This is a genomic window from Blastocatellia bacterium, assembly GCA_035275065.1.
Classification (GTDB): domain Bacteria; phylum Acidobacteriota; class Blastocatellia; order UBA7656; family UBA7656; genus DATENM01.
Map to the genome: position 1 here is coordinate 1 of DATENM010000051.1, position 1,138 is coordinate 1,138.

2 protein-coding genes are annotated in these 1,138 nt (G+C 55.4%); both read left to right on the top strand.

The features are described from left to right. Window positions 1–312: 312 nt before the first annotated feature. Window positions 313–510, top strand: coding sequence for a hypothetical protein (locus tag VJ464_11405; protein ID HKQ05732.1), 198 nt, complete (start codon window positions 313–315; stop codon window positions 508–510). Then, the gene (locus VJ464_11410; GenBank protein ID HKQ05733.1) at window positions 507–920 is read left to right on the top strand and encodes a nucleic acid-binding protein; all 414 of its coding nucleotides are present in this window, start codon (window positions 507–509) and stop codon (window positions 918–920) included. The genes VJ464_11405 and VJ464_11410 overlap by 4 nt, the downstream gene beginning before the upstream one ends. Window positions 921–1,138 lie beyond the last annotated feature (218 nt).

Below are 1,138 nucleotides of genomic sequence, written 5' to 3' on the forward strand. Positions count from 1 at the left end.
TTCAGTGGGGCGGAATGGGCGCCTCGCCAGAGGCGGCGGTATGCAATCGAAGGCCAAGGAAGAAAGCCTGCCGTCGCCGTGAACAAGCGCGAGGGGCATGAGAGGGGCGCAGGGATTATGCTAGCGGTCGTCGCCCAACAAGGCGTTGGACGCGAAGGCCGCGAAGCGGGGTGGTCATGGGTGGTTGAGTGCGGCTCGCGGCCTCGGTCAACGCAGGCGTTAGACCCTTGCGCGTCTGGCTCTGTTGCAGATGCTGAATGATTCAATTACTCTGAAAGAGTCATTGTAAAGATGATTTGGAGGTGAATTCCCATGAGTTTAGAAATAGAGAAAGCTTCATCAGCAGAGCCAGTCCAGCCATTGAACTACACGCCCAGGACCTTGCTGGGTGAAAAGCTGCTTGCCCTTCGCCGAGAGATTCTTTCTTCGGGTGCGCGATTACTGGATCAGGATGAGGTCGAGAAGGAGATTGCCGAACGCCGTGGAGAAGATCATCATAAAACCCTATGATAAGAACCTATGTGGATGCTGGCGTACTGATAACCGCGGCTCGCGGTGTAGCGCCTATCGCCATCAAAGCCTTAGAGGTTCTCGATGATTCTAATCGAGGATTTGTTTTCAGCGTATTTTTGAAGCTTGAGGTTCTTCCCAAGGCACTGTATTACGGGAATGAAGCCGAAGCGGAGTTCTACAAGACGTTTTTCGACGCGGTTATTCACTGGACAGATACTCTCGACAGCATCGTGCAGGAAGGATTCAAGGAAGCCTGTAGCGCAGGGCTGGCAGCGATGGATGCATTGCATGTGGCCAGTGCGGTCTCTCTCGGTGCAGATGAATTAGTGACGACAGAACGAGCCGAGAAGCCAATTCATCGAACGGCACTTGTCAGAGTGGTTTCTATAACTCCAAGTAGGGTCTAACAAGGCGTTGCAGCGGAGGCCGCGCCGCGGGTTTCACATGGGTACTGGTGAGGCCGCTCGCGGCCCCGCTGAACGCGGGCGTTAGACAACTTTGCTCGACAAAGACGTGGCTAATTGATAGCGCCTGCGCACCACCTTCGCTGGCCAAGCCAACACCAACCTCGTGGTTGTGTGGCGGCGCAACTCGCTCGCGCCTGCCTTCACTTGCTTCGTCGCGT

What these genes read in the sequence shown, in the direction of transcription:
- VJ464_11405 (HKQ05732.1), top strand. Translation starts at nt 313, where the DNA reads ATGAGTTTAGAAATAGAGAAAGCTTCATCAGCAGAGCCAGTCCAGCCA.
- VJ464_11410 (HKQ05733.1), top strand. Translation starts at nt 507, where the DNA reads ATGATAAGAACCTATGTGGATGCTGGCGTACTGATAACCGCGGCTCGC.